The following is a 26,355-nucleotide window of genomic DNA, read 5'->3' as shown; positions in this document are numbered from 1 at the left end:
GAAGCAAAGGCGGCGTTACTCTGCCTGAGAAAGCAATTTGCGGCGTTCCGCGATGATTTTTTCGTAATCCACGTCCAGCGACTGCACGCGAATATGTTGTTCAATTTCGTCCGCCATTTTGCGGATATCGCCTTCGGCAAACACATCCACCAGACGCTGATGCTCCTCGATAATCGCTGCCATCGATTTGCCCATGGTCGACAGGCCGAAAATCACCGTCAGCTGGCGGGCGATGGACTCCCACAGGTTGCTCAGCACCGGGTTCATCGCAAAGCTGCACAGCGTGCGGTGAAAGGCGGTATCGGCGGAGGCAAAGCCGTACACATCCTCGCGCTGCTGCATCAGCACCAGCTCTTCCACGCTCTGATTGAGAATGCGGATCTCGCGTGGGCCGTTGCGCCCCGCTTCAATCGCCCGGCGGCAGGCCAGCGTTTCCAGCGGAATGCGCACGTCGATAATCTGCTCCAGCCGCTGATGCGAAATCTCCATCAGGCGGATGCCTTTATACGGCTCGCTGGAGACAATCCCCTGGCTTTCCAGAATGCGCAGCGCCTCGCGGATCGGCACCCGGCTCATGCCCAGACGGGTCACAAGGTCCGGCTCGGACACCCGGTCGCCCGGCAGTAATAATCCCCGTGAGGCGGCCGAAAGAATGGCATCCACCGCGTGATCCACTAAGGTACGTGGCCTGGCGGGTGCCCAGCTGTCGTCAATATTCTCTTCGTCGAGCAAAGGCGCGTTGACCTGTTTTCCCGTTTTACGCGCGGGGGTCGCGGATTTTGCGGCCATAGCACTGTCCTGAATTAATGGGTACGGGTCTGGAACTGGCCGAAACCGGGTTCTACCTGCATTTCGCCCTCGCTGAAGACCGTCACGCCACGGATTAACGTGCGGACCACCTTGCCCTGGCAGGTCATGCCTTCAAAGGCGCTCCACTTGCCGAGGCCCTGGAAGTTCGCTCCTTCCACCGTCCAGCTGGAAGCCGGATCGTAAAAGGCCAGGTCAGCGTCAAAGCCCAGCGCGATAGCGCCCTTCTGCGGATAAAGATGGAAAGCTTTTGCCGGGCCGGTGGCGGTCATGCGGGCGATGTCCTGCAACGACACGCCGCGTTTGAGGTGTCCTTCACTAAAGAACATCGGGCCCAGCGTTTCCACGCCGGTCAGGCCCATGCCTGCGTCCCAGATGGTTTCCAGCCCGGCCTGCTTCTGTTCCGGGGTATACGGACAGTGATCGGACGCCAGCACGTCAATTTCGCCACTTTGCAGCACCTGCCACAGCGCATCCACCACCGGACGTGGGCGGATGGGCGGCCCGCAGCGGGCGTTGGGACCGATGCGCACCAGATCTTCTTCATCCAGCATTAAATAGTGCGGGCAGGTTTCGAAGGTCGCGCGGACGGCCGGGCGGGAATCGGCAATCAGTTGCGCGGCCCTGGCCGAACTGACGTGGACGATATGCGCCCGTGCGCCGGTGGCTTTGGCAATCTGCAACACCCGACCAACCGCTTCAATCTCGGCGATTTCCGGGCCGGCCAGCGCGTGGGCGCGGGTATCTTTGCGTCCGGCCTGGCGCAGTTCGCTGCCTGCGCCGATCAGAATGTCGTGGTTCTCGGCATGGACGCCAATCAGGCCATCAAAGGTTTTCAGTTCGCGCATCGCGCGCAGCAGTCCGTCGTCGTTCAGACGCGGTAGCCCTTTCTCATCGGTCGCCTCACCGTTCACCGCGCCGCTGCACAGAAAGGCCTTAAAGGCCACCGCACCCAGCGCGTCCAGCTCCGCCAGCTGGCTGACGTTGTTGCCGTCCAGCCCGGCCCACATGGCGAAATCCACCGAGCAGCTGCGGGCCAGCATCTCGCGCTTGGAGATGAAGTTTTTGGTGCTGGTCGCCGGCGGCAGCGAGTGCGGCATTTCGACAATGGTGGTCACGCCGTGCGCAGCGGCACCGCGCGTCCCTTCCCGCAGTTCCTGCTCGGGGAAGTCGTGCGAACCGGTGAAATGGGTGTGCACATCAATCGCGCCCGGCAGGATCACCAGCCCGGCGGCATCAATAATCTCGTCGGCCTGCGGCAGCGTGGTGCCGCGCGCGAGGATCCCGGCGATTTTGCCCTGGTCGATCAGCAGATCGGCCTGCACTTCGCCGCTTTCCAGTACCACCAGGCCATTAATAATCAACGTCTTCATGCCGTTTCTCCTGTTAAGGTTTCACGCTGGCGGCGAGAGACACGTCCACCAGCGCGGCAAAAGGAACCGGGATTGCCGGGCTCAGCCAGCCGGCGTCGGTCAGCAGCCGCGCAAAGCGGTCGAAATCGTCCTGCATCATCAGCGGAGACGCCGCAAAGACCTTCGCCTGCAGATAGGCATCCAGTCCGGTGACCAGCGCCGCTTCAGGGTAATCGGCATACCAGGGCTTAACCTGCGCCGCCAGCGCCTGCGCGCTGTGCTGCTGCAACCACTGCTGTGCCTCGTACATCGCCGCCGTAAAGGCGAGGAACGCCGCATGTTTGGCGGCCAGTACGTCACGCCGCGCAATATAGGCACTCCAGGGAATATCGCCGCACAGCGGTGCCAGGCTGGCGATGCTGTGCAGCTCGCCACGCGCAATATAAGGTGCCAGCGCGTGCATCGAATGCAAGGCGTAATCGGCTTCGCCACGGCTGACGGCAGCCATATCGGCCGCTTCGTCGCCGCTGCCGGCAATCAGCTCAACCTCGTTTTCAAGCTGGTGCTGACGCAGCAGCCAGGTGAAGCTCAGGGTCGCCGTGCCGACGTTACCGACATCAATCACCCGCTTGCCGCGCAGGCTTTGCAGGCTAAACCCGCCGTCCGCAGTGCCGGCCGCGAGGAACCACGGGTTGGCAGACACCGCAGCAGCAAAGCACAGCAGTTCCGGGCCGTTTTCCTGATAATTTTTCATCATCACCATCGGGCCGCCAATGGTCAGATCGGCCTCGCCTGCGATCACCGCCGGCACCTGGCCACCCTGCACGGTGTGACCGCCGGATTCTGCGGTGGTGAAGTTGACGCGAAGGCCGTGCTTTGCAAACAGGCCGAGGCTGTCGGCCAGATACTGCGCGCAGTAATAAATGCGGGATTCGCTGCGGTCGCCCTGGTTAAGCGTTAAAAGCATCGTCATCAGACGGGTTCTCTGGCAGAAGTAAGAAACGACGGGTTCAGCTCGCGGATTTCGCTGACGCCGCACCAGTGGCTGAGGGCGGTGATTTCATTCACCCAGCCCGACAACAGGCCAAATACCGCCTCTTCGCCCCCGGCGACCAGCGCGCTGATCACCGGACGGACCACCAGCGATAATGACGCGCCCAGGCAGGCGGCGACCACCGCATCGGTGCCGCTGCGCACGCCGCCATCCAGCACCAGATCGCCCTGATACTGCTGACGCAATGCGGCCAGCTGTTGCACCGGCGTGGCCCAGCGCGAACTTTGGCGCAGGCCGATATTGGAGGCAATGATGCCCTGACAGCCGACGTTCTGCGCCGCAACCGCATCGTCAGGATGCAGAATGCCTTTTACCAGCAGCGGCAGCTGATGCTTCGCCGCCATTTCGCACGCCTGGCGCAGTTCGTCCCAGCCCCAGCACGGGAAAGCCGGTAACGCCTGCACGCCAGGCCCGGTGGAACCGATGGTTTTCATGCCGCGCTGTAATAGCGCCTCGCCAATCGAAAATCCGCCGGGCTGCAGGCCGGCAACCGGATGAACCGGTGCCAGCACCGTCAGAATAATGCCCTTTGCGCCGCATTCGGCGGCATGGGCGATCAACCCTGCAATGCGGGAGAGATCGCCAGCCGCGCGTAGCTGCAGCCAGCAGCCGTCATACACCGCACAAATCTCCTTCAGCGGCGTGACCGTCTCCTCAGAGATGGCCAGCGGCAGCTGCAGACGCTTGCAGGCGCGGGCAATTGGCAGCAGCCCTTCGGGGTGAAAAATCGCGTCACCGGCAAACGCGCCGACGCCAAGCGGTGCCGCCCAACGCTGTCCGGCAAATTCAATCTGGGTGTTAATGCCTGTGTTGGCGCGCATCACGCGGGGCAGCAGACGATAGCGTTGCAGGTCCTGACTGTTGACGTCGCAAGCGTCAAGCAGCGCATCCGCCGGCTGGCCCATCATATAGCGGTACAGCGGCTCGCCCAGACGCTGGCGGCTCTCCAGCTGGAAGGGCAGCCCGTTGGCTGACTCAGGCATGGTGACTCTCCTGATGGTCCTGTTCGTGTTTCAGGAAGGTGGCAAACGCGTCGGTTTCCGGCTGCTGCAGAATCGATGGCGGGCCCTGCTCAATCAGCTGTCCGCCCTGCAGGAACACCACGCGATCCGCCACGCTGGCGGCGAAGGCCACGTCATGGGTACTGATAATCATGGTGATGCCGGTTTGCGCCAGATTACGGATGGTCTGGTTAACTTCACGCACCAGCTCCGGATCCAGTGCCGAGGTTGGCTCATCAAACAGCAGAATACGCGGCTCGGCGGCGAGTGCGCGGGCGATGCCGACGCGCTGCTGCTGGCCACCGGACAGCTCGTGCGGCAGGTTGGCAACGAAGTCACCCAGACCCACGGCCCGCAGCGCACGTAAGCCTTTCGCGCGCGCCAGCTCTTCCTGCGCGCCCTGCACCCGCAGCGGAATGCTCATGGCGTTATCCAGCGCGGTCAGATGGTCAAACAGAGCAAAATGCTGGAAGACGATGCCGATGCCGGAACGGGCGCGGTTCATCGGCAGCAGGCGCTCCGGCAGCGCGCGGCCGCTTTCGTCGTAGCCCATGATGTGGCCTTCGGTGGCAATTTTGCCGCTGGAGCGTGGCGTCAGCGCCAGAATCGACTTCAGCAGCGTACTTTTACCGGAACCGGAGCGGCCCAGCAGCACCACCACTTCGCCACGGCGAATATGCAGCGACAGATCCTTCAGCACCGGCTTGCTGCCGTACTCCACACACAGATTGTCGATTTCCAGCACCGTGGCGGCTTTGTTGGTGTCCCAGCGCTGTTTCGGCAGCGCGACCCCTTCGGCCTCCACCGGCATCGGCAATTTCTCCAGGCGCAGACGGGCACGGCGGGCGCGATCTTCAAGGTTGTAGTGACGCTCAAGCCACCACTGACCGCCGGCCAGCAGCGAGGAGAGGATCATGTAGATGCCGCCTGACGCCACCAGCACCGGAATAAACAGGAAGTTCTGGGAAACGATGGTCTGCCCACGCATGGTCAGCTCGTTCACGCCGACCACCGAGGCCAGCGAGGTGGATTTCAACAGGCCCACCGCTTCGTTGCCCATGGTTGGCAAAATGGCACGCAGCGCCTGCGGGATAACCACATGGATCATCTCTTTGGTCCGCGAATAGCCAAAAGCCTGCGCGGCGGTGCGCTGATTGCGATCGGTGGCAAGAATGCCGCCACGGATAATTTCCGCGCAGAAGGCGGTTTCGTTGATCATCAATGCCAGCAAGGCACTGAGGAAAGGACTGAAGCGCAGGCCAAACTGCGGTAACACGTTGTACAGCAGGATCAGCTGTAACAGGACCGGCGTGCCACGCAGAATATAGATATAGACCTGCACAGGAAAACGGATAATCCAGTGGCGGGAGGTGCTGGCCAGCGCCAGAAAGAACCCAATAATCACCCCACCTGCCAGCGCACCCACCAGCAATTCCAGCGCGATAACGGCACCCTGCCACAGATACGGCAGGGTTAAATACTTCAGAAAATCATCCACGCGCTTTCTCCCGCTGTCGGACGCTTACCTTACCCCGGCCCTGCGGCAGGGTTCGCCGCAGGGCCGGTCGTTCACTGACCTTACGGCTTACCCTTTATCGACGGCGATACGCTGTGCGCTGGCGCCCTGCCCCCAGTAATCCAGCAGTTTTTTCTGCGCGCCGCTCTCCTGGATCACTTTCATCGCATCCAGCACCGCATGACGCATCACGGTGTTGTCTTTGGCGATTGGGAAACCGACCATGATTGGCAGGTCGACGGTGAAGGCGGTGTCGAAGCCTGGGTCGGCCTTGGCAATTTCACGCGCGGAGCCCGCTTCGGTCAGGTAGATATCCGCACGGCCGCTTTTGATCGCCTGAATGCTGTTATCGGTGTTTTGCACCATCAGCATGCCCACTTCCGGCTTACCGGCCGCTTTGCATTTTGCCGTCTGCTCCGGCACCAGCTTGGTGGCTTCGTAAGTGCCGGCCGCCGCCGCGACGGTTTTGCCGCACAGGTCATCGGCAGAGAGGATGTTCTTCGGGTTGCCTTTGGCGACGATCGAACCGTCCTGCACCTGTACCGATGCCACAAACGCAATCTGCTTCAGACGTTCAGGGGTGACGTACAGCATCGGGCCGATATCGGCACGGCCGCTGGAGATCGAGGTCAGCAGCACGTTGAACGAACCGTTCTGATAGGTGTGCTTGAAGCCCAGGCAGCCGCCGATGCGATCGAACAGCGACGGGTCCAGACCTTCAATCACCGTTGGATCGGCCGCAGATGGCGCTTCGAAGCCTTTGGTGTAGCCGCCCAGACCCACCACCACGTCCTTGCCAACCAGCGAAGGATATTTGGTTTGCAGCGTTTTACACTGCGCCATCGCACCGAACGCGTCGGCGGAAGGTGTAACCGGGTCCGCAGCCTGCGCGGAGAGAGAGACCAGTGCGCCGGTCAGACCGGATACGAACAAAGCGATGCGTGCTAATTTCATGAAAAGATTCCCCTGGTGCTGGTATGTGTGGAAGCGATGACCTGCAAGAAATGAATCACGTTCGACTGCGTTTGTTGGTGTTGGCGTAAGATCAATAACCGTTCTCTTTACTCACCCGGTTTATAAGCGGCTCTTTGGCCAGGTACCGTTCGAGGTTCTGCTCGAACAACGTCAGGCAACCGTCGAGATAGGCGCCGTGGTCGTCCAGACTGCAATGCGGCGTGATGATCAGCCGCGGGCACTGCCAGAGCGCGTCGCCTTGCGGCAGCGGCTCCTCGTTAAACACATCCAGTACGGCACCGGCCAGTTGCCCGGCGGTCAGCATGTCGCTGAGGGCGTCGTAGTCAAAAACCCTGGCCCGACCGACGACGATCACCCCGGCACGCGCCGGTAATGTCGCCAGGCGTTGACGGCTGAACAGCCCGTCAGTGGCAGGCGTCAGCGGCAGCGTGGAGACCAGCACATCGGTATCGGCCAGTTCGGCATCCACGTCGGCGATGCGGATACAGCGCGCAACGTCAGCGGTGGTCTCTCCGCTGCGGGTCACGCCCGTTACCTGATAGCCCTGACGGGTCAGTAACGCTGCGGCGGCTGAGCCGATGCCGCCCAGCCCAAGCAGCAGCACTTTTTTACCGCGCGCGCAGCCGCCGAAAGTCGGACGCCACTGCTGACCGGCCTGATCCTGCAGAAAGCCGGGAATGCCGTAGTTGAACATCAGCGCCGACATCAGAATAAATTCCGCGCCTTTGTCGCCATGCACGCCGGAAGCATTGGTGAGCTGCACCGCGTCTGGCCACTTCTCCAACCAGCTCTCCACGCCCGCCGACATCACCTGCACCCAGCCGAGCGTTGAGGCGGATGACAGATGCTGATACAGCGGGAATTTGCGGCCGGCCCAGACGATATCGGCCGCCGGTAAAAAGTCGGCGACCCGCTGCGGATCGCTGTTTTCACTCAGCGTAAAGCGTCCGCGCAACGCCGGGTTGGCTTCCAGACGTTGCATCAGCACGGCCTGCGGCAGTTGAAGCGCGTCAGGGCCTGCCGGGTCGTTTTCAATGTGAATATGCATGCTGTTCTCCCGCGCCTCAGCGCATTGCCGTCACTTCCATCTCAACCAGTAAATCCGGGTGGTTGAGCTGGATGCCGACCGTGGCACGGGCCGGGAACGGGAAGGCGAAATATTCGGCGTAGACGTCATTCAGCTGCGAGAACAGCGACAGATCGGTGAGGAAAATGGTGACGCGAACCACGTTGTCGAAGGTCATGTCAGCCTGGCTCAGCAGGTCACCGACGTTTTTCAACACCTGATGGGTCTGTTCCTGAATGGTTTTGCCGACGATGGTCGCGGTGTAGGGGTCAATCGCCACCTGGCCGGAAATGAACAGCATCGGTTCATGCAGTACCGCCGCCGACAGCGGCGCGGGGCCCATCGGACGGTCTTCCGGATTCATACCTGGGTAGCAAATAGCCTTTTTCATATGCGTCTCATCGTGCGGTTGATGCAGCCAAATTCGTATACGATTAGACGAAAGTCAACGCGCGAATTTTCACCAACCGGTCAGATTTGCCGCACTGGTATGGTGATCGCGGTCGATAAAGTGCGTGAGGCGTTAAACTAAAGGGTTGCTAAATCATTTAGTTAGGCATCATCGCCCGCTCTCTGTCGTCGGCGAAAAAAGCGGCTGGACAGAACGTATACGATTTTCTGATGATAGCGCCTGGCAGGGTAATCAGCAGCAGAATGCGCCGATCTGCCAGGCTGTTGAGGCGCTGTCTGGCTATTGCCCGTTACAGCGGGCTGACACTCTGGCGGTCAAAGGGTATACTGACGCCCACTTTTTATAACCTCTCGTATCGCGTGCGGATCCAACATGCAAAAGTTTGATACTAAAACCTTTCAGGGACTGATCCTGACCTTACAGGATTACTGGGCTCGCCAGGGCTGCACCATTGTTCAACCACTGGACATGGAAGTCGGCGCCGGCACCTCTCACCCCATGACCTGCCTGCGTGCGTTAGGCCCTGAGCCGATTGCGGCCGCCTACGTTCAGCCGTCACGCCGTCCAACCGATGGACGCTACGGCGAGAACCCGAACCGTCTGCAGCACTACTACCAGTTCCAGGTGATCATCAAGCCTTCACCGGACAACATTCAGGAGCTGTACCTGGGCTCGCTGAAAGAGTTGGGCATGGACCCGACCATTCACGATATCCGTTTCGTGGAAGATAACTGGGAGAACCCAACGCTGGGCGCATGGGGCCTGGGCTGGGAAGTGTGGCTGAACGGCATGGAAGTGACGCAGTTCACCTACTTCCAGCAGGTTGGCGGCATGGAGTGCAAGCCGGTCACCGGTGAGATCACCTACGGTCTGGAGCGTCTGGCGATGTATATCCAGGGCGTGGACAGCGTTTACGATCTGGTCTGGAGCGACGGCCCGCTGGGCACCACCACGTACGGCGACGTGTTCCATCAGAACGAAGTGGAGCAGTCCACCTACAACTTCGAATACGCCGACGTCGACTTCCTGTTTACCTGCTTCGAGCAGTACGAGAAAGAGGCACAAAGCCTGCTGGCGCTGGAGAAACCTCTGCCGCTGCCGGCCTACGAACGCATTCTGAAAGCGGGCCACACCTTCAACCTGCTTGATGCGCGTAAAGCCATTTCCGTCACCGAGCGTCAGCGCTACATTCTGCGCATTCGCACCCTGACCAAAGCCGTGGCTGAAGCCTACTATGCGTCTCGCGAGGCGCTTGGCTTCCCGATGTGCAATAACAAGAAAAAATAAGAGGCCGCCATGACTGAGAAAACTTTTCTGGTGGAGATCGGCACCGAAGAGCTGCCACCAAAGGCACTGCGCAATCTTGCTGAATCCTTTGCTGCCCACTTCACCGCAGAGCTGGACGCCGCGGGCCTGACCCACGGCGCAGTGAGCTGGTATGCCGCGCCGCGCCGCCTGGCGCTGAAAGTCGCCAACCTGAGCGCCGCACAGCCCGATCGTGAAGTTGAAAAACGCGGCCCGGCAATTGCCGCTGCGTTTGACGCTAACGGCGTGGCCACCAAAGCCGCCGAAGGCTGGGCTCGGGGTTGCGGCATCACCGTCGACCAGGCCGAGCGTCTGAGCACCGACAAAGGCGAATGGCTGCTGTATCGCGCCCAGGTGACCGGCGAAAGCGCCCAGTCGCTGCTGCCGGCGATGGTCAGCACCTCACTGGCGAAACTGCCGATCCCGAAACTGATGCGCTGGGGCGATTCCGACGTACAGTTTGTCCGTCCGGTTCACACCGTGACGCTGCTGCTGGGCGATGAAAGTCTGCCTGCGACCATTCTTGGCGTGGCGTCTGGCCGCACCATCCGTGGTCACCGCTTTATGGGCGAGCCTGAATTCACCATCGATAATGCTGACCAGTACCCGCAGATCCTGCTGGAGCGCGGCAAGGTGCAGGCGGACTATGAAGTGCGTAAAGCGCAGATTAAAGCCGATGCTGAAGCGGCCGCCCGCGAAATCGGCGGCGTGGCAGATTTAAGCGATAGCCTGCTGGAAGAAGTCACCTCGCTGGTCGAATGGCCGGTGGTGCTGACCGCGAAGTTCGAAGAGAAATTCCTCGCGGTGCCGGCCGAAGCGCTGGTCTACACCATGAAGGGCGATCAGAAGTACTTCCCGGTCTACGATACCGCGGGCAAACTGCTGCCAAACTTTATCTTCGTCACCAATATCGTGTCGAAAGATCCGCAGCAGATTATCTCCGGAAACGAGAAGGTGGTGCGTCCACGTCTGGCCGATGCCGAGTTCTTCTTCAACTCAGACCGTAAAAAGCGTCTGGAAGATAACCTGCCGCGTCTGGAAACCGTGCTGTTCCAGAAAGAGCTGGGTACGCTGCGCGACAAAACCGACCGTATTCAGGCGCTGGCAGGCTGGATTGCCGGACAGATCGGTGCGGACGTTAACCATGCGACCCGTGCTGGCCTGCTGTCCAAGTGTGATCTGATGACCAACATGGTCTTCGAGTTCACCGACACCCAGGGCGTGATGGGCATGCACTATGCGCGTCACGATGGCGAAGCAGAAGACGTGGCGGTGGCGCTGAACGAGCAGTATCAGCCGCGTTTTGCCGGTGACGATCTGCCGTCCAACCCGGTTGCCTGCGCGCTGGCTATCGCCGACAAGATGGATACGCTGGCCGGTATTTTCGGCATCGGCCAACATCCGAAAGGCGATAAAGACCCGTTCGCACTGCGCCGTGCCGCGCTGGGCGTGCTGCGTATTATCGTCGAGAAGAACCTGCCGCTGGATCTGCAAACGCTGACCGAAGAAGCCGTGCGTCTGTACGGCAGCAAGCTGAGCAACGGCAAGGTGGTCGACGAAGTGATCGACTTTATGCTGGGTCGTTTCCGCACCTGGTATCAGGAAGAAGGCCACAGCGTGGACACCATCCAGGCCGTGCTGGCGCGTCGCCCAACCCGTCCGGCAGACTTCAACGCCCGTATGAAGGCGGTGTCGCACTTCCGTACGCTGGAAGAGGCTGCCACGCTGGCGGCGGCGAACAAGCGCGTCTCCAACATTCTCGCCAAGGCTACCGAGCCGCTGAATGACAGCGTGTCGGCGTCCCTGCTGAAAGAGAACGAAGAGATCCAGCTGGCGACCTACGTCTCCGCGCTGACCAGCAAACTGCAGCCTTACTTTGCAGAAGGCCGTTATCAGGATGCGTTAATTGAGCTGGCTCAGCTGCGCACCGCTGTCGACAACTTCTTCGAGAAAGTGATGGTGAATGCCGAAGAGCGTGAAGTGCGGATTAACCGCCTGACGCTGCTGGCTAAACTGCGTGAGCTGTTCCTGCAGGTTGCAGACATTTCGCTGCTGCAGTAAGCATGAAATCAGCGGGTGGCGTGTTTCCATCCGCTGGTACATATAAAAAGGGCGGGATAATTCCCGCCCTTTTTGATCGCTTTAATCGCGATATCGCCGACGTTAGCCGCGTTTAGAGGCTTTCATGTCGATCACGAAGCGGTACTTCACATCCCCTTTCAGCATCCGCTCAAACGCCATTTCAACCTGATCCAGAGTAATCACTTCCACATCGGAGACGATGTTGTGCTCACCACAGAAATCCAGCATCTGCTGCGTTTCCTGAATGCTGCCGATCGAGGTGCCGGAAATGCTCAGGCGCTTGAAAACAATCGGCGTGACGTTTGGTGACGGGTGCGGCGCGTCGGGAATGCCCACCAGCACCAGATGACCGTTGGTCTTTAGCGTATGCAGATACATATCCAGGTCGTGCGGCGCGGCAACGCAGTCCAGAATCATATCGAGGCTGTTCGCTTCGGCGGCCATTTGCGCGGCGTCTTTCGACACCACCACTTTACTGGCACCCAGACGCAGCGCATCGGCACCTTTGGCGGGTGAAGTGGTAAACAGCACCACTTCCGCGCCCAACGCGCTCGCCAGTTTCACCGCCATATGGCCCAGGCCACCCAGACCAATCACGCCAACGCGCTGGCCCGGCTGCACGTTCCAGTGTTTCAGCGGTGACCAGGTGGTGACGCCCGCGCACAGCAGCGGCGCAACCGCATTCAGCGGCAGATTTTCGGGAACGTTAACCACAAATTTGCCGTCGACCACGATGCTTTCGGAGTAGCCACCGAAGGTTTTGCCGCCGATGATTTTCTCGTCCGCGTTATAGGTTGCGGTGAAGCCGGCTTCGCAGTACTGCTCTTCGCCCTGATGGCACTGTGAGCAATGCCCGCAGGAATCGACCATCACGCCGACACCCACCAGATCGCCGGCCTTAAACGCGGTGACGTCCTTGCCGGTGCCGATCACGCGGCCCACGATTTCATGACCCGGCACTAAGGGGAACTGACTGACGCCCCACTCATTGCGCGCCATATGCAGGTCAGAGTGGCACACGCCACAGTAGTGGATATCGATATGCACATCGCCAGCCTGCAGCTCACGGCGTTGAAATTCAAAAGGTTCGAGGGGAGTTGTCGCAGACGTTGCTGCCAGACCATATACCTGCATGGGGGATGCGCCTTGTTTTGCAAAGCGGCGTAGAGTAGTGAAATGCGGCGGTGAGGGCAAGGCGGAAGTGTAAATTGGAATATCTGACTCGCATTCATAAACGGATTTGTCATTTTCCATTAGCCGAACAATTATTCTGCCGTTAACTCCGTCATCCAGGCCTGAAGTTCGCTGGATTTTATCTGTGATAAGATTGTATGATTAGTAGGCAAGTGGTAACAGGAGGCTAAATATGGCCGATATGAAATTTATGACTGCGGAAAGTGTGCTCGAACGCACCACGTTGGGAAGGCCCAACGAAGTCCTCCGTCACAGGAAAGCGCGTGCACTAAAACGTGCTTACGCTAGTGCAACCAGAGTGGTGGTCCGTGTTCCCGTGACTTCGGGTCATGGCATCTCTGAAGAACGCGCGATGGAAATTTCTCAGCAGTTTGTCGATTTGTACGAAAACAAAGATAAACGTAAGAGAGGATTTAAGCGGGCATGATGCTAAAGGGAGATGTATATGTCAGCGGCAACTATGAGTACCTGATGGAGTGTGAAAGAAACCAGGGAAAGCATGAGTTAGAGACAGCATTAAAGGACTTCAAAATATACTGGTCAACCCCAGGTTTCCATTTGAGTTTTGGCAAGAATAGCCAGTTCACCCGCCCTTATCATCCAGCCCCTGGTATTCTGGCTTGCTCAATTCGAAAAGCGCATGTCAGGCCAGCTATCTTTACAACTCTATTTGGACAAAATGGTTCTGAAGCCAAATGGAATCTTCAAAAAATCCCGCGCACCGCAACCAGTAACACCTACCTGATTTACGCAGTCAACAGCAACAGGGATGCTTTGGTGATGGCACTCCTCCATGACGCTCATTACCAAACGCAGTCAAATGATCTTATGGAAGGGTTCATGGAAACGGCGGATAACTGGTTTTGTGATATGCGCGTCAAACCCCTCTCGGTTGCAGCTCAGGATTCTATCTGGTCTGTCCATATCTGGAAAAAATAACCCCAACCCCCAGAAACACAAAACCCGCCAGATGGCGGGTTTTTCGGATTACCCCAGCAGTTCTCTGCTGAGACAGGGATTAAATTGTATCAACTGCATCAACTTTTGAGCGCTGCGCGACGGTTTCGTCCGCTTGGCTTCCCAACTCTTAACCGATGAAACGCTCACGCCCAATGCCAGGGCAAATTCGTCAATTTCCATGCCGGTGATTTCCCTGATGCGTTTTGGTTCGGGTATCGATACTTCACCCTTTAATGCGGGAGCGGCCTGGATAACTTCACGCGTTAAGACAATATGTTCGAGGCTTGATAACAACTCTCCCATTGGGTCTTTCAATTCCATAATTCTCTCCTCATAAAAATCACAAATGTGAACGGCCAGAGGGTAAAGAACCTGATTCTCAGGTTCAGAATGCTGGCTACAACAGCCGCTGGGGTGGCTCAGAGAGGTTGCTCAGAGAGACAGCGCAGGGAAACGCCAGGATCATAAGTATTAGATCAAATCCTGGGATTTACGTCATATTTTTAGACTATATTTCACTCTTGCTTTTGGCTGCGCCGAAACGGAACAAAGCTGCACCATCGCAGCGCAGATGGCCGCATTAGTGGTCGGTAAATGTTAACGGCTTTGACTCTGCCCGGCGTTTCGCCGCCGGAACAAAAATCTGCGCCATGTTTAAATCCTCCCAATTTCAATCAATTAGCGCGACGTGGCTCACAAATTAATGAACCAATAAAAAATTGGTTCGGTTCTTGCCTACTTTAAAGAAAGAGAGACTGTGCAAACTATCACCAATTGTGATGGTAAGCGCCGATAACCGCCCTTTTTCTGATGAGTAAACAAGCGAACCAATTATGGGTGACACGCCAGAAACCGCCGTTAACTCCAGCTCCGCGCTGGAAAAGCTTCGCCAGCTGCTGCAACAGCACGAGGCGCAACCTGACCTGCCGCTGCCCACCGAACGCGAGCTGGCAGAACGCTTTGTCGTCGGCCGCCGGGAAATTCGCCGGGCGCTGGATGTGCTGGAAGAAGAAGGCCGGATCTGGCGCAAACAGGGTAAAGGCACCTTTGTTGGCCCGGCCGCGCCGGTGCAGCCGCTGGTGCTTCAGGATCTGCCGCAGCAGTCCAATCTGCTGGAGGTGATGGAGGCGCGCGTGCAGCTGGAGCCGGGCCTGGCGCGGATGGCGGCGCTGCGGGCGACCCATGAACAGATTGCGCTGCTGAAACGCCTGCTGGAAAGAATGCAGAGCATCACGCTCGGCGACGGCGATCAGCATGAACTGTGGGACAGCGCCTTTCACCGCGCCATCGCGGAAGCGGCGGGGAACCGGCTGATGCTCGGCCTGTTTGATGCCATTGATGCGGTGCGCCGCGAGCCCAGCTGGCAGCATCTGCGCGAGCTGGCCCGCACCCAGGATCGCCTCAACAACTATGACGACCATCATCAACGCCTGGTGCAGCACATTGCCGCCCGTCAGCCGCGTGAAGCGGCAGCGGCGATGCGCGAGCACCTGCTGGCCCTGCAACAGGCGCTGATTGAAGCCATCAGCAGCGGCGACGAGGAGCAACCATGAGCCCTGAACAACCTTCCCCGGTACTGGCCGTCTCCCAGCTCAACGTGCAGTTCACCGGCTCGCCGGTCAGCGTGCTGGACAATATTTCGCTTGAGGTCCATGCCGGTGAAACCCTGGCGCTGGTCGGCGAATCCGGCTGCGGCAAAAGCATCACCTCGCTGGCGTTAATGGGGCTGTTACCCGCCAACGCCGAAGTGAAGCACGGCAGCCTGTCCTTCCTCGAGCAGAACCTGCTGACCTTAAGCCCGCGAGATTACGCCGACATTCGCGGCAACCAGCTGGCGATGATTTTTCAGGAGCCGATGACCTCGCTGAACCCGGCGTTCACCCTGGGCGATCAGCTGAGCGAAGCGGTGATGCGTCACCGCAACGTCAACCGCCGTGAGGCGATGAAGGTGGCGTTACAGATCCTGGAAAAGGTGCAGATCCCCGCGCCGGAAATGCGGCTGAAAGCCTGGCCTCATCAGCTCTCCGGCGGCATGCGCCAGCGCGTGATGATCGCCATGGCGCTGATCAACCACCCGAAGCTGCTGATTGCCGACGAACCGACCACCGCGCTGGATGTGACCATTCAGGCGCAAATCCTCGCGCTGCTGAACACGCTGAAAGCCGACACCGGCACCGCGGTCCTGATGATCACCCACGACCTCGGCGTGGTGGCGGAAGTGGCGCAGCGCGTGGCGGTGATGTACGCCGGGCAGGTGGTGGAAACCGGCGACGTGGAGGAAATTTTCAACGATCCGCAGCATCCGTACACCATCGGGCTGATGGGCTCGATCCCCAGCCTCGGCGCGCGCAGTGCCGCGCTGGCGACCATTCCGGGCACCGTGCCGCTGCCTGAACAGATGCCGGCCGGCTGCCGCTTTGCCACCCGCTGTCCCTTTGCCGAAACCCGCTGCCATCAGCATAAACCCAGCCTGAAAGCCTTCGGTCCCCGTCATCAGGTGGCCTGCTTCCGCGCGCCGCTGGAACAGCACATTACGCTGGGAGAAATTGCATGAGTACGCCAATTCTGGAATGCAGCGACCTGAGCAAAACCTTTGCCGGTCCATCGCGCCTGTTTAAGCGCAATCCGCAGGTCACCGCCGTCGATCGTATTTCGCTGAAGGTGATGCCAGGCGAGACGCTGGCGGTGGTGGGCGAGTCCGGCTCTGGCAAGTCCACGCTGGGCCGGCTGCTGCTGCGCCTGCTGTCACCGACCCAGGGCAAGGTGTTTTATCAGGGCGAAGAGATTACCCAGGCCAGCGGCGCGCGCCTGAATCAGCTGCGCCGCGAGCTGCAGATTATTTTCCAGGACCCGTTTGCCTCGCTCAATCCACGCATGAACGTCGAAAGCATTGTCGGCGAGCCGCTGTGGCTGCATGAATCGCTCTCCAGCAGCCAACGTCAGGAAAAAGTGGCCGATCTGCTGCAAACGGTCGGCCTGCCGGCGGCCTGGTCCCGCCGCTATCCACACGAATTCTCCGGCGGCCAGCGTCAGCGTATCGGCATTGCCCGCGCGCTGGCTTCCGGTCCCAAACTGCTGCTGGGCGATGAGCCGGTTTCCGCGCTGGACGTGTCGGTGCAGGCGCAGGTGGTCAATCTGCTGGAGAACCTGAAGCAGCAGTTCGGCCTGACGATGATTATCGTGGCGCACGGCCTGGCGGTGATCCGCCATATGAGCGACCGCGTGGCGGTGATGTACCTCGGGCAGATTGTTGAGCTGGCAACGGTGGACGAGATTTTTGATGCGCCGCTACATCCCTATACCCAGGCGCTGATCGCCTCCGCACCGCAGCTTCAGCCGTGCGTCAGTCGCCCGATCCCGATGTTGCAGGGCGATCTCCCCAATCCGGCCGATCCGCCCTCCGGCTGCCGTTTTCACACCCGTTGCCCGCACGTTAGCGACGAATGTCGGCTGGTTGAGCCGATTCACCAGGTTTTACCGGGCGGCCGCCAGATCGCCTGCCATCGCTGGCAGGAGATCAACCGCGACCGCAGCGTAATCACGATTGCTCCACCTTCTTCCGCCTTTTTACGGCGTCGTGCGCTGTTTGAACAAGCGGTTAAACACCATTCAATCCCCTCTGGAGAAGTGACGCGATGAAAGTACGCCACACGTTGTTAACCGCTTTTGGCGGCCTGATGCTGCTGGGCAGCCTGCAGGCTCAGGCAGAAAGCACCTTGCGCATTGGCCTGGGTGCCGATCCGGATATGCTCGATCCGCATCTGGCCCGCACCTACTACGGCCGTTTTGTCTTTGCGGCGATGTGCGACCGTCTGGTGGACGTCGATGAAAATCTGAAGGTGGTGCCAGGCCTGGCGACCGACTGGAAATGGAGCGAAGACGGCAAAACGCTGACCATGAATCTGCGTCAGGGCGTGACGTTCCAGGACGGCGAGACGTTTGATGCAGACGCGGTGAAATTCAATATCGACCGCGCGCTGACGCTGCCGGGATCGCTGCGTAAGAGCGAAATCTCCTCGATTGAGTCGGTAGAAGTGGCGTCGCCGTCCCAGGTGATTTTCCATCTGAAAACCGCCGATGCCGCCCTGCTCAGCCAGCTGACCGACCGCGCCGGCGCGATGCTGGCCCCGAAAGCCGCCGCCAAACCGGACTTCGCCACCCATCCGGTCTGTTCCGGCCCGTATCAGTTTGTCAGCCGCGTGCAGCAGGACCGTATCGTGCTGAAGCGTTTTGAAAATTACTGGAATAAAGCCGCTTACCACTTCGATAAGGTAGTATTCCTGCCGATCCCGGACGCCTCGGTGCGCCTGGCTAACCTGCGCTCTGGCGACCTCGATCTGACCGAAGGCATCGCCGCCAGCGATGTGAAGACCGTTGAAGCCGACAGCAAGCTGGCCCTCGCCAAAACCACCGGCCTCGGCTATCAGGGCATTACTTTTAACATCGCCAACGGCAAGGTCGATCCGGCCAACCCGTTCGCCAAAGATGCCCGCGTGCGGGAAGCCTTCTCACTGGCTATCGATCGCGATGCGCTGAATCAGGTGGCGTTTGAAGGCGTATATACCCCGGCCAATCAGGCGTTTTCCCCGGTCAGTCCGTATCACGTCAAACTGCCCATCGCCCCGCGCGATGTGGAAAAAGCCAAGGCCCTGCTGGCCGCCGCAGGCGTGAAAACGCCGGTTAACGTTACGCTGCTGGTTACCAATAACCCAACCTCTCAGCAGGTCGGTCAGGTGATCCAGGCGATGGTTAGCGAAGCGGGCTTTAACGTCAATCTGCAAATGAGCGAGTTCGCTTCCCTGCTGGATCGTCAGCAGCGTGGGGACTATCAGCTCAGCCTGTCTGGCTGGTCGGGTCGTCCCGATCCGGACGGCAGCATCTTCTCGTTTATCAACAGCAAAGGCACCCTGAACGACGGTCGTTACAGCAATCCGCAGGTGGACAGCTGGCTGACCGAAGCCCGCCAGACCAACGATCAGGCCACCCGCCAGGCGCTGTATGACAAGGTGGTGAAGCAGCTACAAACCGATGTGCCGATTGCCTATCTCTACTTTGAGCCGCGCATTTTTGGCATGAACAAGAAACTGCAGGGCTTTAAGGCCTGGCCGGACGGGCTGGTACGCCTGGCTGGCGTGAAGATGGCCCCGTAAGCCGGAGAGCGACAATGCTGGAATTGATCTGTAAACGCCTGCTGCTGGCGATCCCGACGCTGTTCCTGGTGAGCATTATGGTGTTCTCGTTGCAGAAACTGCTGCCGGGCGACCCGGTGCTGGCGATGGCGGGCGAAGAGCGCGATCCGGCGGTGATTGCCCAACTGCGCGAGCAGTATCACCTTAACGATCCGCTGCCCACGCAGTACCTCTACTGGCTGGGCAATGCGCTGCGTGGTGATCTCGGCACCTCGCTGCGTACCCAGGAGCCGGTCACCGCACTGATTGCCAGCAAGCTGCCGGTGACGCTGGAGCTGTCGCTGCTGGCGATGATTGTGGCGCTGGTGGTCGGCATCAGCATGGGGATTATTGCCGCGGTGCGCAAAAACAGCTGGGTTGATCACACCACCAACTTTGTCGCGCTTTCGGGCATCTCGGTGCCGCACTTCTGGCTGGGCATCCTGCTGATTTTGCTGTTTTCGGTGCATCTTCAGTGGCTGCCCGCCTCGGGGTATGTCTCGCTCAGCGAGAGCCTGTCGCAGAACCTGAAAACCCTGCTGCTGCCGGCGCTGGTGCTGGGCACCGGGCTGGCGGCGACGCTGATGCGCCACACCCGCGCCTCGATGATTGCGGTGCTGAAGGCGGATTATATCCGCACTGCGCGAGCGAAAGGCCTGCTGCCCAACAAAGTGATCCTCAAGCACGCCTTCCGCAATGCGCTGGTGCCGGTGATCACCCTGACCACCCTGCTGTTTGGCGAACTGCTCGGCGGCGCGGTGCTGACCGAGCAGGTATTCACCCTGCCGGGCTTCGGCAAAATGATCGTTGATGCGGTGTTCAACCGGGATTACGCCGTGGTTCAGGGCGTGGTGCTGGTGGTGGCGATTGGTTTTCTGCTGCTCAACCTGTTGGCGGACGTGCTCTACGTGCTGATTAACCCGAAAATGCGAGGCTGACGATGAGTGAAGTTCTGGCTGCCGGCAGCGCCGCTGCGCTGCGTAAACCGACCAACCGCGTGCTGAAGAAATTCCTCGGCAATAAAAGCGCGGTGATTGGCGCGGTGATTGTGATTTTCTTTGTGCTGATCGCCCTGCTTGCGCCCTGGCTGGCGCCCTTTGACCCGATCAAAGCCGATTTTATGGCGGTGCGCAAAGCCCCGTCGGCCCTGCACTGGTTAGGCACCGACGAGCTGGGACGCGATCTGCTCTCCCGCCTGATTTGGGGCGCGCGCACCTCGCTGCTGGCGGGCTGTATCTCGGTGATGATCGCCATTCTGATTGGCGTGCCGCTGGGACTGATTGCCGGTTACTGGCAGGGGATCTGGGATGGGGTGATTTCGCGCTTTATTGAAGCGCTGCTGGCCTGTCCGTTCCTGATCCTCGCCATCGCGCTGGGCGCATTTCTCGGCCCCAGCCTCGGCAATGCGATGATCGCGATTGGCCTGTCGGCGATGCCGATTTTTGCCCGCCTGACCCGTGGCCAGGTGATTGCGATCCGCAATGAAGAGTATATCGACGGCGCCCGCGCCATCGGGCTGCCGGACCGCTGGATCGTGCTGCGGTATGTGTTGCCCAACGTGATGTCGCCGATTCTGGTGCAGGCGACGCTGGCGATTGCCTCCGCCATTATTACCGAAGCCAGCCTGTCGTTCCTGGGCCTCGGTCAGCAGCCGCCCAACCCGTCCTGGGGCGCGATGCTGAACACCGCCAAAGGCTTCCTGGAGCAGGCTCCGTGGATGTCGATTTTCCCTGGTCTTGCCATTTTTCTTATCGTGCAGGGCTTCAATCTGCTTGGCGACGGACTGCGCGATGCGCTCGATCCGCGTAACGATTAATCATTAAGGAACTGCTATGAGTGGAATCAGTGATTTTAACGTCGGCTACCCGTCCTACCGCGCGCCGATGATGGGCCGCAATGCGGTGGCCGCCTCACAGCCGCTGGCGGCACAGGCGGGGATCAGGATGCTGCAACTGGGTGGCAACGCGGTGGATGCGGCGATTGCCACCGCCATGGCGCTGACGGTGGTTGAGCCGACCGGCAACGGCATTGGCAGCGATGCCTTTGCCATTGTCTGGGACGGGAAAAAACTGCATGCGCTGAATGCCTCGGGCCGCGCGCCCGCCGCCTGGTCGCGGGAGACCTTCGCCCATCTTGCGGCGATGCCGGAAATTGGCTGGGATGCGGTTACCGTGCCGGGCGCGGTGTCCGCCTGGGTTGAGCTGGCGGAGAAGTTTGGCACCCTGCCGCTGACCACGCTGGCGCAGCCGGCGATTGAGTATGCGCGCAACGGTTTCCCGGTGTCGCCGCTGATCGGTCATCTTTGGGTGCGCGGCTATAACAAACTGCGCGATCAGCCGGGTTTCAGCGCCTGTTTTGCGCCGGAAGGCCGTCCGCCGAAAGTCGGTGAGCTGTTCCGTAACCCGGACCAGGCGGACACGCTGGAGAAAATCGCCGCCACCAACGGCGAGTCGTTCTATCGCGGTGAACTGGCCGAGAAAATTGTCGCCTTTGCCAAAGAACACGGCGCGGCGTTGACGCTGGATGACCTGAAGAACCACAAGGCGGACTGGGTTGAGATGCTCTCCCGTCCGTTTGCCGGCGGCTCGGTGCAGGAGTTGCCGCCCAACGGCCAGGGCATCGCCACGCTGATGGCGCTGGGCATTCTCGAGCAGTGGGATATTGGCCGTTATGAGCCGGATTCGGTGCAGTGGCTGCATCTGTCGATTGAAGCGATGAAGCTGGCGCTGGTCGATCTGGAGCGCTATATCGCCGATGAGGATCATATGGAGTTTCCGGCGGACCTGCTGCTGAGCGACGAGTACCTGAAAACCCGTGCGGCGCTGATCGACCCAACCCAGGCCGGCGATTTCACCTTCGGCGCGCCGAAGCAGAGCGGAACGGTGTATCTGTCCACCGCCGATGCCAGCGGCATGATGGTCTCCTTTATTCAGTCGAACTTTATGGGCTTCGGCTCAGGTGTGGTGGTGCCGGGCACCGGTATCAGCCTGCAAAACCGCGGCGCGGGCTTTGTGCTGGACGAGGCGCACCCGAACGTGGTGGCCGCCAGCAAACGCGCCTTCCACACCATCATTCCAGCCTTCGCGCTGGATGCGGAAGGTCAGCCGCTGATGTCGTTTGGCGTGATGGGCGGCCCGATGCAGGCCCAGGGCCATTTGCAGATGGCATTGCGCATCATGCTGGCGAAACAGAATCCGCAGGCGGCGATTGACGCGCCGCGCTGGCGGGTGGTGGAAGGACGTGAGGTCAGCGTGGAGCCCGCCATGCAGCTGAATACCCTTGCCGCCCTGCGGGCGATGGGCCACAAGATTGTGGTGGAAGATCCGCTGCAGACCTATAACTTCGGCGGCGCGCAGGCCATCGTCCGCGACCCGCAAGGTTTCTATATTGCCGCCACCGAAAGTCGCAAAGACGGCCAGGCGCTGGTTTACTGAGTCCCCTGCCGGAAGTCAGCATTTATTCGCCCTTCCGGCGTTTTTTTCCCTGTCCTCCCCGTCCCTTACGGACTATTCTTAGGTGCGGCGCCTGCCGCCCCGATAGCTTGCCAGCCCTACAATTACAGGAGTTACTTCCCATGACGACAGGAATCTTTCGCGTCTGCTCGCGTCTGTTAGTGCCTTTTATGGCACTGGTTCTGGTCTTTCAACTGACTGGTTGCGGCGATAAAGAAGCCGACCAGCGTAAAGCCTTCATCGATTTCCTGCAGAACACCGTGATGCGCAGCGGCGAACATTTGCCGAGCCTGAGCGAAGATCAGAAGCAGAAATTCGGCAATTACGTCAGCGATTACGCCATCATTTATGGTTTCTCACAGCAGGTTAACCGCGCGGTGGATTCCGGCATGAAGCCGGTGGTGGATGAGCTTTCCGCCATTCGCACGCCACAGGATTACCTGACGCGCCGTGATTCGCTGCGCCAGGCCAGTGGTTCTCTGGGCGTGCTGACTCAGCAAATTCAGGCGGCCAAAACCCAGGCCGACAGCAGCAAGGCCGCGCTGAAGCAGCCGGAAGAGCTGAAAACGGTGTATGACAACGTCTACAACAAAGTGGTGACCCAGCCGGCCAACGCATTGCAGCCGCTGTTACCGGCCTTGCAGACGCTGAGCCAGGATGCGGTACAGACCGGTGACTTCCTGCAGCAGCAGGGCAGCAAAGTGACCTTTAACGGTCCGGCTATCCAGTTCCCGACGCAGCAGCAAGCCGAGCAGTACAACACGCTGATGCAAAACCTGTCTGCGAACGCTCAGGTGCTCGGCCAGGCGCAAAGTGCCATGCAAGGCGGTTTCCAGTAAGCCGCCCGGCTTAATGGCGATCGCTTTCCTTAACGGGCGGACGTGCTCCGCCCGTTAAAATTTCTGCTTACCTCTATCGGTTTTTCCCTTCGCGCATTCTCCTGAATCGTAAACTTGTGGTACGGATTGACTGATTTTTCAGAACGCTATCAGTCCATTTTTACGATGGGTGTCAATGATTCGAGTTTAGAACCGGGATAGTCTTTTTCTCGATAAGTGAAATGGAATTTCAGCCTGGTCCTGCGCCTGATGCAGCCGAACGGGTGTGGATAAGGGCAGGGATTGATTTTGCAAAACGCTCGGGGTTTTAAGAAACGTTATTTGTTAATGCCGATGGCTATATTGCTGGCTGGCGGCATTTTTTGGTTTTCCCACTTAACGCCTTTTTCGGAGAGCATTATTAAAAAAATCCCTCTCAGCAATCTGGCGGTGCTTTATGTCACGGAAGGTGATGCCGGTGCCACAACCGCCTGGTCCTATCGCTTCTATCTGTACGATGCGGCGAAAAGCGAGGGGGATTTTGCCGCCAGCATTAAGAAAGGAACGAAGCCCTTTCTGATCACCTCGGACAAAGACACGGTGATTAATGTCGATAACGGCAACCTCTCCCTATCTGTCCATGGGAAGGTTTATTCTTATCACAGTAATGCCAGTTATCGACTCTCTTCAGGGGTCTATTCCGTTCCGGTTTATCTGCAAGCGTCGCCGTATTAATTGACCATGAATGGGGTTAAGCGACCGTAATTTTATTACATCCCGCTAAGCCGTTGATTTCGAGCCGGGGGTAACTGTGATCGCACGCATTTTGCGCGGTAGATTTATTGTGATCTGCATCACACATCGCGCACAAAGGCTCATCACATATTCGTGACAAAAATCACACAATTCAGCCTGTGTTGCTTATTTATTGTTCGGCGTCTTTTTTTTACACTGCATAAGTGTGATGCTCATCACTAAAACACCCCCTCTACCCCACCCAACATAGTGATATACATCACACTTTTCCTGCTTGCTACGCAGCGTCATATTCGCGTGTTAGAGTCCGCCTGCATACAGTGATAGAGACGGCTCCCCGCCGTAATCTCATAAACAAAAATCAACGCGCTCTCTTATTTGTCAGCGCGTACCAATAAGGGGTGTTTTTTTATGTCCTCATCAGATATCAAGATCAAGGTCCAGAACTTTGGTCGCTTTCTGAGCAACATGGTGATGCCAAACATCGGGGCGTTTATCGCCTGGGGTATCATCACCGCGCTGTTTATTCCTACCGGCTGGCTGCCAAATGAAACCATGGCCAAGCTGGTCGGCCCAATGATCACCTATCTGCTGCCGTTACTGATCGGCTACACCGGTGGTCGTCTGGTCGGTGGCGATCGCGGCGGCGTGGTGGGTGCTATCACCACCATGGGCGTGATCGTCGGTGCGGACATGCCAATGTTCCTCGGATCGATGATTGCTGGCCCGCTCGGCGGCTGGGCAATCAAGAAATTCGATGCGTTAGTCGACGGCAAAATCAAAAGCGGCTTCGAAATGCTGGTCAACAACTTCTCTGCCGGTATCATCGGCATGCTGTTGGCGATCCTCGCGTTCCTGGCTATCGGCCCGTTGGTTGAAGGTTTGTCCCATATTCTCGCCGCTGGCGTGAACCTGATGGTGCAGAACAACCTGCTGCCATTAACCTCCATCTTTGTGGAACCGGCGAAAATCCTGTTCCTGAATAACGCCATTAACCACGGTATCTTCTCGCCACTGGGTATCCAGCAGGCCAGCGAAGCCGGTAAGTCGATCTTCTTCCTGATCGAAGCTAACCCAGGTCCGGGTATGGGCGTGCTGATGGCGTACATGTTCTTTGGTCGTGGCAATGCTAAGCAGTCTGCGGGCGGCGCGGCAATCATCCACTTCCTCGGCGGTATCCACGAAATTTACTTCCCGTACGTGCTGATGAACCCGCGCCTGATTCTGGCGGTTATCCTCGGTGGTATGACCGGCGTGTTCACTCTGACCCTGCTGCACGGCGGTCTGGTGTCACCTGCCTCTCCGGGTTCCATCCTGGCGGTGCTGGCCATGACGCCAAAAGGGGCTTACTTCGCGAACATCGCCGCGATTGTTGCCGCCTTTGCCGTCTCCTTCGTGGTCTCCGCTATCCTGCTGAAAACCAGCAAGGTGAAAGAAGAAGACGATATCGAAGCTGCAACCCGTCGTGTTAGCGAAATGAAAGCGCAGTCTAAAGGCCTGTCTGGCACCGCAACCACCTCGGCTGACGGCATGAACAGCGACCTGACCCACGTGCGCAAAATCATTGTTGCCTGTGACGCCGGGATGGGTTCAAGTGCGATGGGTGCGGGTGTATTGCGTAAGAAGGTGAACGATGCCGGACTGACCAATATCTCCGTGACCAACACCGCCATCAACAACCTGCCGGGCGATGTGGATCTGGTGATCACCCACCGCGATCTGACCGAACGCGCCATGCGCCAGGCGCCGCACGCGCAGCACATTTCGCTGACCAACTTCCTCGACAGCGGCCTGTATACCGACCTGACCAGCCGTCTGGTGGATGCTAACCGCACCGCCGGTCATCGCGAGAAAGTCACCGCCACGCTGAGCGACAGTTACGACGAGAGTCAGGAACACCTGTTCAAACTGAGCGCCCGCAATATCTTCCTCGGCAACCACGCCACCAATAAAGAGCAGGCCATCCGGTTTGCCGGTGAGCAGCTGGTGAGAGGCGGTTATGTTGAGCCAGAATATGTTCAGGCGATGCTGGATCGTGAGAAACTGACCCCAACTTACCTGGGTGAGTCCATCGCCGTGCCACACGGCACCATCGAAGCAAAAGACCGCGTGCTGCAAACCGGCATCGTGTTCTGCCAGTACCCGGAAGGCGTACGCTTTGGTGAAGATGAGGACGATATTGCCCGTCTGGTTATCGGCATCGCGGCCCGTAACAACGAGCATATCCAGGTGATTACCAGCCTGACCAACGCGCTGGATGATGAGTCGGTGATCCAACGACTGATCAACACCACCGACGTGCAGGAAGTGCTGGACCTGCTGTCAGGTAAACAGCCCGCTTAAACCGGGTTGCAGACAAGCATTACCTCCCAGGGCCGGGCATGCCCGGCTCTTTTTTTAGGGTCGGGTTTGTCCGGCCCCTGATCATTGATACGGG

The 26,355-nt window shown here is 59.0% G+C and carries 24 protein-coding genes; 14 read left to right on the top strand and 10 right to left on the bottom strand.

Going from position 1 to position 26,355, the window contains the following annotated elements; genetic code table 11:
- Positions 1-15: 15 nt before the first annotated feature.
- From AC0IXH_RS18150 to AC0IXH_RS18115, 8 genes are all read right to left on the bottom strand, one after another.
- Positions 16-789, bottom strand: a complete 774-nt coding sequence (locus AC0IXH_RS18150; RefSeq protein WP_206404556.1) for a GntR family transcriptional regulator — start codon at positions 787-789, stop codon at positions 16-18.
- Between the two features lie 14 nt (positions 790-803).
- A complete protein-coding gene (locus tag AC0IXH_RS18145) occupies positions 804-2,180 on the bottom strand; it encodes a dihydroorotase (protein ID WP_346568336.1) in 1,377 nt (458 codons plus the stop codon).
- Between the two features lie 13 nt (positions 2,181-2,193).
- Positions 2,194-3,132 carry an ABC transporter substrate-binding protein gene (locus tag AC0IXH_RS18140; RefSeq protein ID WP_471720795.1) on the bottom strand — a complete coding sequence of 313 codons (939 nt, stop codon included), beginning with the start codon at positions 3,130-3,132 and terminating at the stop codon, positions 2,194-2,196.
- Positions 3,132-4,196: an alpha-hydroxy acid oxidase gene (locus AC0IXH_RS18135; protein WP_471720794.1), complete on the bottom strand. Its 1,065-nt coding sequence runs from the start codon at positions 4,194-4,196 to the stop codon at positions 3,132-3,134. The genes AC0IXH_RS18140 and AC0IXH_RS18135 overlap by 1 nt, the downstream gene beginning before the upstream one ends.
- Positions 4,189-5,712, bottom strand: a complete 1,524-nt coding sequence (locus tag AC0IXH_RS18130) for an amino acid ABC transporter permease/ATP-binding protein (protein ID WP_471720793.1) — start codon at positions 5,710-5,712, stop codon at positions 4,189-4,191. The genes AC0IXH_RS18135 and AC0IXH_RS18130 overlap by 8 nt, the downstream gene beginning before the upstream one ends.
- Before the next feature lie 87 nt (positions 5,713-5,799).
- Positions 5,800-6,684 (bottom strand): transporter substrate-binding domain-containing protein, encoded by an 885-nt coding sequence (locus AC0IXH_RS18125; protein ID WP_013204503.1) that lies wholly within the window; start codon positions 6,682-6,684, stop codon positions 5,800-5,802.
- Positions 6,685-6,775: 91 nt separating this feature from the next.
- Positions 6,776-7,753, bottom strand: a complete 978-nt coding sequence (locus tag AC0IXH_RS18120) for an NAD(P)-dependent oxidoreductase (protein ID WP_471720792.1) — start codon at positions 7,751-7,753, stop codon at positions 6,776-6,778.
- A 16-nt stretch (positions 7,754-7,769) separates the two neighbouring features.
- Positions 7,770-8,162, bottom strand: a complete 393-nt coding sequence (locus tag AC0IXH_RS18115) for a Rid family detoxifying hydrolase (protein WP_471720791.1) — start codon at positions 8,160-8,162, stop codon at positions 7,770-7,772.
- 393 nt (positions 8,163-8,555) lie between these two features.
- Here AC0IXH_RS18115 and glyQ point away from each other — a divergent pair, with 393 nt between their 5' ends.
- Both glyQ and glyS read left to right on the top strand, forming a co-directional pair.
- A complete protein-coding gene (gene glyQ / locus AC0IXH_RS18110; protein WP_013204507.1) occupies positions 8,556-9,470 on the top strand; it encodes a glycine--tRNA ligase subunit alpha in 915 nt (304 codons plus the stop codon).
- 9 nt (positions 9,471-9,479) lie between these two features.
- Positions 9,480-11,549, top strand: coding sequence for a glycine--tRNA ligase subunit beta (gene glyS / locus AC0IXH_RS18105; protein ID WP_053141161.1), 2,070 nt, complete (start codon positions 9,480-9,482; stop codon positions 11,547-11,549).
- Positions 11,550-11,651: 102 nt separating this feature from the next.
- Here the strand turns inward: glyS and AC0IXH_RS18100 are convergent, their stop codons facing one another.
- Positions 11,652-12,704 carry an NAD(P)-dependent alcohol dehydrogenase gene (locus AC0IXH_RS18100; protein WP_053141160.1) on the bottom strand — a complete coding sequence of 351 codons (1,053 nt, stop codon included), beginning with the start codon at positions 12,702-12,704 and terminating at the stop codon, positions 11,652-11,654.
- A 232-nt stretch (positions 12,705-12,936) separates the two neighbouring features.
- Here AC0IXH_RS18100 and AC0IXH_RS18095 point away from each other — a divergent pair, with 232 nt between their 5' ends.
- Positions 12,937-13,191, top strand: coding sequence for a hypothetical protein (locus AC0IXH_RS18095; RefSeq protein ID WP_041692165.1), 255 nt, complete (start codon positions 12,937-12,939; stop codon positions 13,189-13,191).
- Positions 13,188-13,703 (top strand): hypothetical protein, encoded by a 516-nt coding sequence (locus tag AC0IXH_RS18090; RefSeq protein WP_346568323.1) that lies wholly within the window; start codon positions 13,188-13,190, stop codon positions 13,701-13,703. Before AC0IXH_RS18095 ends, AC0IXH_RS18090 begins: the two co-directional genes overlap by 4 nt.
- A gap of 48 nt (positions 13,704-13,751) precedes the next feature.
- Here AC0IXH_RS18090 and AC0IXH_RS18085 read toward each other — a convergent pair whose 3' ends face one another.
- On the bottom strand, positions 13,752-14,045 hold the full coding sequence (locus tag AC0IXH_RS18085) for an HTH-type transcriptional regulator (protein WP_013204512.1): 294 nt from the start codon (positions 14,043-14,045) through the stop codon (positions 13,752-13,754).
- Positions 14,046-14,557: 512 nt separating this feature from the next.
- Here AC0IXH_RS18085 and AC0IXH_RS18080 point away from each other — a divergent pair.
- The 10 genes from AC0IXH_RS18080 (at position 14,558) to AC0IXH_RS18035 (ending at position 26,261) form a co-directional block, all read left to right on the top strand.
- The gene (locus AC0IXH_RS18080; RefSeq protein WP_013204513.1) at positions 14,558-15,277 is read left to right on the top strand and encodes a FadR/GntR family transcriptional regulator; all 720 of its coding nucleotides are present in this window, start codon (positions 14,558-14,560) and stop codon (positions 15,275-15,277) included.
- Entirely contained in the window at positions 15,274-16,278 is a 1,005-nt protein-coding gene (locus AC0IXH_RS18075; protein ID WP_471720790.1) for an ABC transporter ATP-binding protein, read from the top strand. Before AC0IXH_RS18080 ends, AC0IXH_RS18075 begins: the two co-directional genes overlap by 4 nt.
- On the top strand, positions 16,275-17,363 hold the full coding sequence (locus AC0IXH_RS18070) for an ABC transporter ATP-binding protein (RefSeq protein ID WP_471720789.1): 1,089 nt from the start codon (positions 16,275-16,277) through the stop codon (positions 17,361-17,363). The genes AC0IXH_RS18075 and AC0IXH_RS18070 overlap by 4 nt, the downstream gene beginning before the upstream one ends.
- Entirely contained in the window at positions 17,360-18,874 is a 1,515-nt protein-coding gene (locus AC0IXH_RS18065; RefSeq protein WP_471720788.1) for an ABC transporter substrate-binding protein, read from the top strand. The genes AC0IXH_RS18070 and AC0IXH_RS18065 overlap by 4 nt, the downstream gene beginning before the upstream one ends.
- Positions 18,875-18,888: 14 nt before the next feature.
- Entirely contained in the window at positions 18,889-19,830 is a 942-nt protein-coding gene (locus tag AC0IXH_RS18060) for an ABC transporter permease (protein WP_013204517.1), read from the top strand.
- 2 nt (positions 19,831-19,832) lie between these two features.
- Positions 19,833-20,708, top strand: a complete 876-nt coding sequence (locus AC0IXH_RS18055) for an ABC transporter permease (protein WP_053141141.1) — start codon at positions 19,833-19,835, stop codon at positions 20,706-20,708.
- 16 nt (positions 20,709-20,724) lie between these two features.
- Entirely contained in the window at positions 20,725-22,326 is a 1,602-nt protein-coding gene (locus AC0IXH_RS18050) for a gamma-glutamyltransferase family protein (protein WP_471720787.1), read from the top strand.
- 140 nt (positions 22,327-22,466) lie between these two features.
- Complete coding sequence (locus tag AC0IXH_RS18045; RefSeq protein ID WP_053141138.1) at positions 22,467-23,183, top strand: DUF3053 domain-containing protein; 717 nt, start codon at positions 22,467-22,469, stop codon at positions 23,181-23,183.
- 288 nt (positions 23,184-23,471) lie between these two features.
- Positions 23,472-23,897, top strand: coding sequence for a hypothetical protein (locus AC0IXH_RS18040; RefSeq protein ID WP_471720786.1), 426 nt, complete (start codon positions 23,472-23,474; stop codon positions 23,895-23,897).
- 432 nt (positions 23,898-24,329) lie between these two features.
- Positions 24,330-26,261 (top strand): PTS mannitol transporter subunit IICBA, encoded by a 1,932-nt coding sequence (locus AC0IXH_RS18035; protein WP_134823094.1) that lies wholly within the window; start codon positions 24,330-24,332, stop codon positions 26,259-26,261.
- The last annotated feature ends 94 nt before the right edge of the window (positions 26,262-26,355 follow it).

It is taken from the genome of Erwinia sp. AC075, from assembly GCF_979253995.1.
Note: the sequence above shows the minus strand (reverse complement) of the source record. Positions and strands in the feature narration are given on the sequence as shown.

Coding starts and splice junctions, on each gene's coding strand:
- AC0IXH_RS18095 (WP_041692165.1), top strand. CDS start 12,937: ATGGCCGATATGAAATTTATGACTGCGGAAAGTGTGCTCGAACGCACC.
- AC0IXH_RS18055 (WP_053141141.1), top strand. CDS start 19,833: ATGAGTGAAGTTCTGGCTGCCGGCAGCGCCGCTGCGCTGCGTAAACCG.
- AC0IXH_RS18150 (WP_206404556.1), bottom strand. CDS start 789: ATGGCCGCAAAATCCGCGACCCCCGCGCGTAAAACGGGAAAACAGGTC.
- AC0IXH_RS18070 (WP_471720789.1), top strand. CDS start 16,275: ATGAGTACGCCAATTCTGGAATGCAGCGACCTGAGCAAAACCTTTGCC.
- AC0IXH_RS18075 (WP_471720790.1), top strand. CDS start 15,274: ATGAGCCCTGAACAACCTTCCCCGGTACTGGCCGTCTCCCAGCTCAAC.
- AC0IXH_RS18125 (WP_013204503.1), bottom strand. CDS start 6,684: ATGAAATTAGCACGCATCGCTTTGTTCGTATCCGGTCTGACCGGCGCA.
- AC0IXH_RS18115 (WP_471720791.1), bottom strand. CDS start 8,162: ATGAAAAAGGCTATTTGCTACCCAGGTATGAATCCGGAAGACCGTCCG.
- AC0IXH_RS18100 (WP_053141160.1), bottom strand. CDS start 12,704: ATGCAGGTATATGGTCTGGCAGCAACGTCTGCGACAACTCCCCTCGAA.
- AC0IXH_RS18080 (WP_013204513.1), top strand. CDS start 14,558: ATGGGTGACACGCCAGAAACCGCCGTTAACTCCAGCTCCGCGCTGGAA.
- AC0IXH_RS18085 (WP_013204512.1), bottom strand. CDS start 14,045: ATGGAATTGAAAGACCCAATGGGAGAGTTGTTATCAAGCCTCGAACAT.
- AC0IXH_RS18065 (WP_471720788.1), top strand. CDS start 17,360: ATGAAAGTACGCCACACGTTGTTAACCGCTTTTGGCGGCCTGATGCTG.
- AC0IXH_RS18035 (WP_134823094.1), top strand. CDS start 24,330: ATGTCCTCATCAGATATCAAGATCAAGGTCCAGAACTTTGGTCGCTTT.
- AC0IXH_RS18140 (WP_471720795.1), bottom strand. CDS start 3,132: ATGACGATGCTTTTAACGCTTAACCAGGGCGACCGCAGCGAATCCCGC.
- AC0IXH_RS18120 (WP_471720792.1), bottom strand. CDS start 7,753: ATGCATATTCACATTGAAAACGACCCGGCAGGCCCTGACGCGCTTCAA.
- AC0IXH_RS18060 (WP_013204517.1), top strand. CDS start 18,889: ATGCTGGAATTGATCTGTAAACGCCTGCTGCTGGCGATCCCGACGCTG.
- AC0IXH_RS18045 (WP_053141138.1), top strand. CDS start 22,467: ATGACGACAGGAATCTTTCGCGTCTGCTCGCGTCTGTTAGTGCCTTTT.
- AC0IXH_RS18135 (WP_471720794.1), bottom strand. CDS start 4,196: ATGCCTGAGTCAGCCAACGGGCTGCCCTTCCAGCTGGAGAGCCGCCAG.
- glyQ (WP_013204507.1), top strand. CDS start 8,556: ATGCAAAAGTTTGATACTAAAACCTTTCAGGGACTGATCCTGACCTTA.
- glyS (WP_053141161.1), top strand. CDS start 9,480: ATGACTGAGAAAACTTTTCTGGTGGAGATCGGCACCGAAGAGCTGCCA.
- AC0IXH_RS18090 (WP_346568323.1), top strand. CDS start 13,188: ATGATGCTAAAGGGAGATGTATATGTCAGCGGCAACTATGAGTACCTG.
- AC0IXH_RS18050 (WP_471720787.1), top strand. CDS start 20,725: ATGAGTGGAATCAGTGATTTTAACGTCGGCTACCCGTCCTACCGCGCG.
- AC0IXH_RS18145 (WP_346568336.1), bottom strand. CDS start 2,180: ATGAAGACGTTGATTATTAATGGCCTGGTGGTACTGGAAAGCGGCGAA.